The organism is Pseudonocardia pini (genome assembly GCF_013870575.1).
GTDB classification, from domain to species: Bacteria; Actinomycetota; Actinomycetes; order Mycobacteriales; family Pseudonocardiaceae; genus Pseudonocardia; species Pseudonocardia pini.
In genome coordinates, this window is record NZ_JACBXB010000371.1 from 1 (window position 1) to 5,270 (window position 5,270).

The 5,270-nt window shown below is 74.6% G+C and carries 5 protein-coding genes; 2 read left to right on the forward strand and 3 right to left on the reverse strand.

The window, feature by feature from the left end:
* Positions 1-343: 343 nt before the first annotated feature.
* Complete coding sequence (locus tag H5J29_RS19735) at positions 344-532, reverse strand: PspC domain-containing protein (protein ID WP_181782527.1); 189 nt, start codon at positions 530-532, stop codon at positions 344-346.
* A gap of 511 nt (positions 533-1,043) precedes the next feature.
* Between H5J29_RS19735 and H5J29_RS19740 the strand changes: the two genes are divergently transcribed.
* Entirely contained in the window at positions 1,044-2,078 is a 1,035-nt protein-coding gene (locus H5J29_RS19740; protein WP_312858315.1) for a GDSL-type esterase/lipase family protein, read from the forward strand.
* 77 nt (positions 2,079-2,155) lie between these two features.
* Here the strand turns inward: H5J29_RS19740 and H5J29_RS19745 are convergent, their stop codons facing one another.
* The gene (locus H5J29_RS19745) at positions 2,156-3,283 is read right to left on the reverse strand and encodes a M24 family metallopeptidase (RefSeq protein WP_181782528.1); all 1,128 of its coding nucleotides are present in this window, start codon (positions 3,281-3,283) and stop codon (positions 2,156-2,158) included.
* Positions 3,284-3,386: 103 nt separating this feature from the next.
* Here H5J29_RS19745 and H5J29_RS19750 point away from each other — a divergent pair, with 103 nt between their 5' ends.
* The gene (locus H5J29_RS19750; protein WP_181782531.1) at positions 3,387-4,334 is read left to right on the forward strand and encodes a 5'-3' exonuclease; all 948 of its coding nucleotides are present in this window, start codon (positions 3,387-3,389) and stop codon (positions 4,332-4,334) included.
* Positions 4,335-4,428: 94 nt separating this feature from the next.
* Here the strand turns inward: H5J29_RS19750 and H5J29_RS19755 are convergent.
* Positions 4,429-5,270: sterol carrier protein domain-containing protein (locus tag H5J29_RS19755; RefSeq protein ID WP_220187662.1), on the reverse strand; the 842-nt coding region annotated here is incomplete at its 5' end.

Consider the following 5,270-nt stretch of genomic DNA (forward strand, 5'->3'; position numbering starts at 1 on the left):
CGCCGGCGTCGGCGAGCCTGCGCAGCGTGATGCCGGTGAAGATCGCCTCGTCGTCCGGGTGCGGGTGCAGCGCGACGACGGTGTGTCCGCGCAGGTCCGGCTCGGTGCGGACGGGAGCGGCGAGGGGGGATGCGGTGACGGACATGAGCTCGCAGACTGTGCGGTGCCGCGGCTCATCAGGCTGCGCGGCGGACGGACGGGGTGGTCAGCGCGAGAAGCGACAACACCCCGGACAGCTGCGACCCACGAGGGGTCGGTGGCTGATCCGGTCCATCACGGGCGACAGCATGGCACAGGTGCGGGAGGGGCGGACAGCCGCCCCTCCCGCATCACACCGATCGGGTCAGTACTGGGCCTTCGGCATGATGATCCACAGCACGATGTAGATCACGAACTGCGGGCCGGGCAGCAGGCACGAGATCAGGAACAGCAGCCGCACCACGAAGGGGGACAAGCCGAAGCGCTGGGCGAGGCCTGCGCAGACACCGGCGATCACGGTGCCGTTGCGGGGGCGGGTCAGGGTCGAGGCCATCTCGAGGTTCAGTGCTCCTTCTTCGGGAGGCGACGGGTCTCGCCGCCATGTCCCACTGTGCCGTCCGCGGCGTGGCGGGACATCAGGAGAACGTCCGGAGAGGGGTCGGGGTTCCCCCTGACGGGGCCACTACCACACCGGGCCGACGAGATCGGGGCTGCTCGACGGGTTGTCCCCAGGTCGGGGCGGTCGCGCGATGCGTGCCGACCGTTCGGACCATTGCGGCCACCGCCGTTCGGGGTCGTGGGTCGTGTCGTCCCCAGGTCGGCGGTCGAGACCTGTCCGGGTGGGGGTGGTGGTTCCTACCGTCCGATGCGTGCCCAGAAACGTTCGCTCCCGCCTCGCTCCCCCCTCACCCCTACTCCGCTCCCCCCTGCGCCGCGCCCTCGTCCGCCTGCTTCGGCGAGTCCGCTCCGTCCTCCCTGGACCGGGCCCGGTCCTTCGAAGACCCGTGCCGCACGGCGCTCCGCTCGGCCGGACACAGGCCATCGCTTCCCCGGTCCGGACCCTGGTGACCCACACCGTGCGGATCTCCCTCGTCCTGGTCACCGCCTCCGCGGCGGGCGCGTTCGGGCCGGTCGATCGCGCCTTCGCCGGAGTGCCCGACGACGGCCGCCCACCGGTCGTCGTCGCCCTCGGCGACAGCGCCGCCTCCGGCGAGGGCGCGGGCGGCTACGAGCCGGGCACCCGCGGTGAGGGCGGGAACTGGTGCCACCGGTCCCCCGCCGCGTACGTCCACCACACGACGCTCGCCGACCGGGGCGTGAACCTCGCGTGCTCCGGTGCCGGAACCGCGCACGTGGCGTTCGGGACCGCCGTGCACCACACCGAGGGCTCCCAGGCGACACGGCTGGGTGAGCTCGCGCGGCGCAACCGGGTCGTCGCGGTGACCCTCCAGATCGGCGCGAACGACGAGCCGGACCTCGCCGGCACCGCGGTCGCCTGCATCCGGGCGTACCTGGACCTCCGCGAACCGGGCTGCCGCTACTCGCTCGGGCCGCGATGGGCCGACCGGCTCGCGGCGGTGACCCCGCGGGTCGAGGGAGCGGTGCAGGCGGTCCGCGGTGCGATGACCGGGGCCGGCTACCGGGACGGCGACTACGCCCTGGTCCTGCTGTCCTACTCGGCGCCGGGAAGCGAGGCGATGCCGATCTGGCACGCGGTCCAGGGCTGTCCGTTCTCCCGACCGGATGCGGCCTGGTCACGCACCGAGGCCTTCCCCCGGCTCTCCGAGGCGATCGAACGGGTCGCGGAACGCACGGGGGCACGCTTCCTCGACCTCACACGGCTCGCGGAGGGCCGGGAGGCCTGCACACGCGACGTCGGGGAGGAATGGCAGCGTCGGGTGACCGTGGATCCCCGTGCACTCGTGCAGGGCACGCTGGGCGCCGCCGGGATGCGGCTGTTCCAGGAGTCCTTCCACCCCACCGCCGCGGCCCACGCGGCGATCGCCGGATGCCTGTCCGAGTTCGTCCCCTCCGGGGTGCCCCGCGCCGCCTGTGTGCCCGCGCGGGACGGCCGGGCACACCCGGAGGTGACGGTGTGACCGGCGGGCCCGCGCGGCCCGCGCGCGAGCAGGTCCGCGCACCGGTCCGGGACGCGGGTCGGGACGCGGGTCGGGACTCAGAGGACGACCAGGTCCCGGGGGCCGTTGTTGAGCCGCTCGACCCCGGTCTCGGTCACCACCACGATGTCCTCGATCCGGGCGCCCCACTCGCCGTCCAGGTAGATGCCGGGCTCCACCGAGAACGCCATGCCGGGCTTGAGGGTGAGTGTGCTGCCGCCCACGATGTAGGGCTCCTCGTGCACGTCGAGCCCGATGCCGTGCCCGGTGCGGTGCACGAACTGCGGCCCGAAGCCCGCCTCCGTGATCGGGCCGCGGGCCGCCTCGTCCACGCTCTGCGCCGTCACGCCAGGGCGGACCGCCTGCACCGAGCGCTCCTGGGCCTCCTGCAGCACGGCGTAGACCTCGCGCACCGACTTCGGAGGCTCGCCGCCGACCGCATAGGTGCGGGTGCAGTCCGAGTTGTAGCCGCTCGCGAGCGGGCCGCCGATGTCGATCACGACGACGTCCCCGGGCTCGATGACCCGGTCGGACACGTCGTGGTGCGGGCTGGCGCCGTTCGGGCCCGAGCCCACGATCACGAACGCCGCCTCGGTGTGGCCCTCCGCCACGATGGCCGCACCGATGTCGGCGCCGACCTGGGCCTCGGTCCGGCCCGGCTTGAGGATCTCCGCCATCCGGGCATGCACGCGGTCGATCGCCGCGCCCGCGGTCCGCAGCTCCGCGACCTCGGCCGCGTCCTTGCGCATCCGCAGCTCGCGCACGACGGGGCCCGCGAGGGACTGTCGGACCTCGGGGAAGGCGTCGCGCAGGCCGAAGACGTGGTGCGCGGGCATCCCGTCGGCCACGGCCATCCGGGTCGGCCCGCCGGCGAGGTCGCTGACCAGCAGGTACGGGTCCTCACCGTCGGTCCAGGTGAGCACCTCGATCCCGAGCTCCTCGAGCGGGACGCCGGCGAACCCCGGCGCCTCCAGCCGCGGGACCACCAGCGCGGGCGGCGCCCGGTGGCCCGCCGCGGGCAGGACCAGACAGGTCAGCCGCTCGTGGGACTCGCCGGAGTGGTCGATGAGATACCGGAGATCGGTGCCCGGCGTGATCAGCAGGACGTCCTCGCCCTGCTCGGCGGCCACCTCACCGGCCCGGCGCAGCCGGTCGGCGAGCAGCTCGGTGGGGACGGCGTGGGTCATGGCCCGAGCTTAGGCCGGTCACCCTGCGCATCGGCCCCGCCTGGCATGCTGGCTCCCCGTGACGGCACCCGAGAAGGCCCCGCAGGCTCCGGCGGGCTCGCTGATGCTCCTCGACGCGGCGAGCATGTACTTCCGCGCCTACTACGGCGTGCCGGAGTCGATCACCGCGCCGGACGGCACACCCGTGAACGCGGTCCGGGGCTTCACCGACATGATCTCCCGGCTCGTCACCGAGCACCGCCCCGCCCGGCTGGTCGCCTGCCTGGACCTGGACTGGCGGCCCGCGTTCCGCGTCGCGGCCCTCCCCTCGTACAAGGCGCACCGGATCGCGGGCGCCGAGGGGGACGGTCCGGCCACCGCGCCTGCGGGAGTGCCCGAGGAGGTGCCGGACACGCTCGCCCCGCAGGTCCCGATCATCCTCGAGGTGCTGGCCGCAGCCGGTATCGCGACGGGTGGTGCCGAGGGCTGCGAGGCGGACGACGTGATCGGCACCCTGGCCCACCGGGAGGCCGTCGACCCGGTCGTGGGGGTCTCCGGGGACCGCGACCTGATGCAGATCGTCCGGGAGGAGCCCACCCCCGTCCGGCTGCTCTACGTCGGGCGGGGCCTGGCGAAGGCCGAGCTGCTCGGGCCCGCCGAGGTCGCCGAGAAGTACGGGGTCCCCCGGGAGCGCGCGGGCGAGTCGTACGCCGAGATGGCCATGCTCCGGGGTGACCCCTCGGACGGGCTCCCCGGTGTGCCCGGGGTCGGGGCGAAGACCGCGGCCACGCTGGTCGGGCGCTTCGGGTCGTGGGCCGAGCTCCTCGCCGCGGTGGCCGACCCGTCGGACGGCAGGCTCGCCGCCTCCGCCCGCCAGAAGCTGGCGAAGGCCACCGACTACCTCTCGGTGGTCGAGCCCGTGGTCCGCGTCGTGCAGGACGCCACGGTCGAGATGTCGCGTCCGGACGTCCTGCCGAGCGCGCCGGCCGACGCGGCCGCCCTGGACGCCCTGGCCGAGCGCTGGGGTCTCGCGAGCTCGGTCGAACGGCTGGTCAAGGCCCTCGCAGGCTGAGACCCGCCGCGGTCCGGCCCGGTCGGTCGAGCCCGGCTGATCCGGCCTCGTCGTCCGCGGTGCCGCGATCAGCCGCGGAGCCGCGGTGCCGCGGTCAGAAGAACGTGCCGCACCAGGGGGCCTCGCCGGTCGCGAACAGCGCGTCCGCGCGTGCCACCGCCGCCTGGTCGTGGACGGTCCACCAGCCGCTGCGCACCAGCTCGGAGGGGCGACGGTCGCCGAGGTAGGCCATGGCCAGCGCGGCCACGTCGCACTCCAGCTCGGCGGCGCCCGTCGGATCGACCGCACCCTTGTCGCCCGCGACGTGGATGCCGTCGTTCTCCGGGAGCAGCCGATCCCGCACCCGGATGCGGACCGGCGGTGCGTCGCCCCAGGAACGGGCCGCGAGCGCACCGGGGACGTCGACCAGCCGCAACCAGGTCTCGTCCGCCACGGCCGTCGTCGTGCAGTCCCGGCAGTCCACCAGGAGGAGCTCCAGAGGGTCGTCGAGGGGCTGGAGGCGCGCCGTGACGTACTCGGTCAGGTCGAGGCCGAGCACGAACCGCCAGAGCCCGGCCGCGGCGGCGGGCGACGCGGCCTGCAGGTCGCCGATCTCGACCTCGTTGGCCGCGAACCCCGGACCGCGATGGGCGACGGTCCAGGTGACGAAGCCGTCGTCGCCGTCCGGGCCGGTGTGCACGGCGATGCCCCGGGCGGCGTCCGCGGCGGGCCGACGCAGGGACAGGCCCCACCAGCCGGGGGTGCGGGTCATCGTCCCGATCCGTCCTCGACCGCGCTGGACCCGGTCGTAGAGCGCAGGGAGGAGCGTCTCGGCCTCGGTGAGCTCGATCATCCGCACCCGCCCGCCGCTCGGGGCCTGTGCCCACATCGGGGCACCCGCCGCGACCCGGAGGGTGCGACCGCGGCTCGCGACCCCGTAACCGAAGCGGCCGTAGA

Bases quoted from the DNA above. Each gene is read 5' to 3' on its own strand.
- H5J29_RS19735 (WP_181782527.1), bottom strand. From the start codon at position 532: ATGGCCTCGACCCTGACCCGCCCCCGCAACGGCACCGTGATCGCCGGT.
- H5J29_RS19745 (WP_181782528.1), bottom strand. From the start codon at position 3,283: ATGACCCACGCCGTCCCCACCGAGCTGCTCGCCGACCGGCTGCGCCGG.
- H5J29_RS19750 (WP_181782531.1), top strand. From the start codon at position 3,387: ATGCTCCTCGACGCGGCGAGCATGTACTTCCGCGCCTACTACGGCGTG.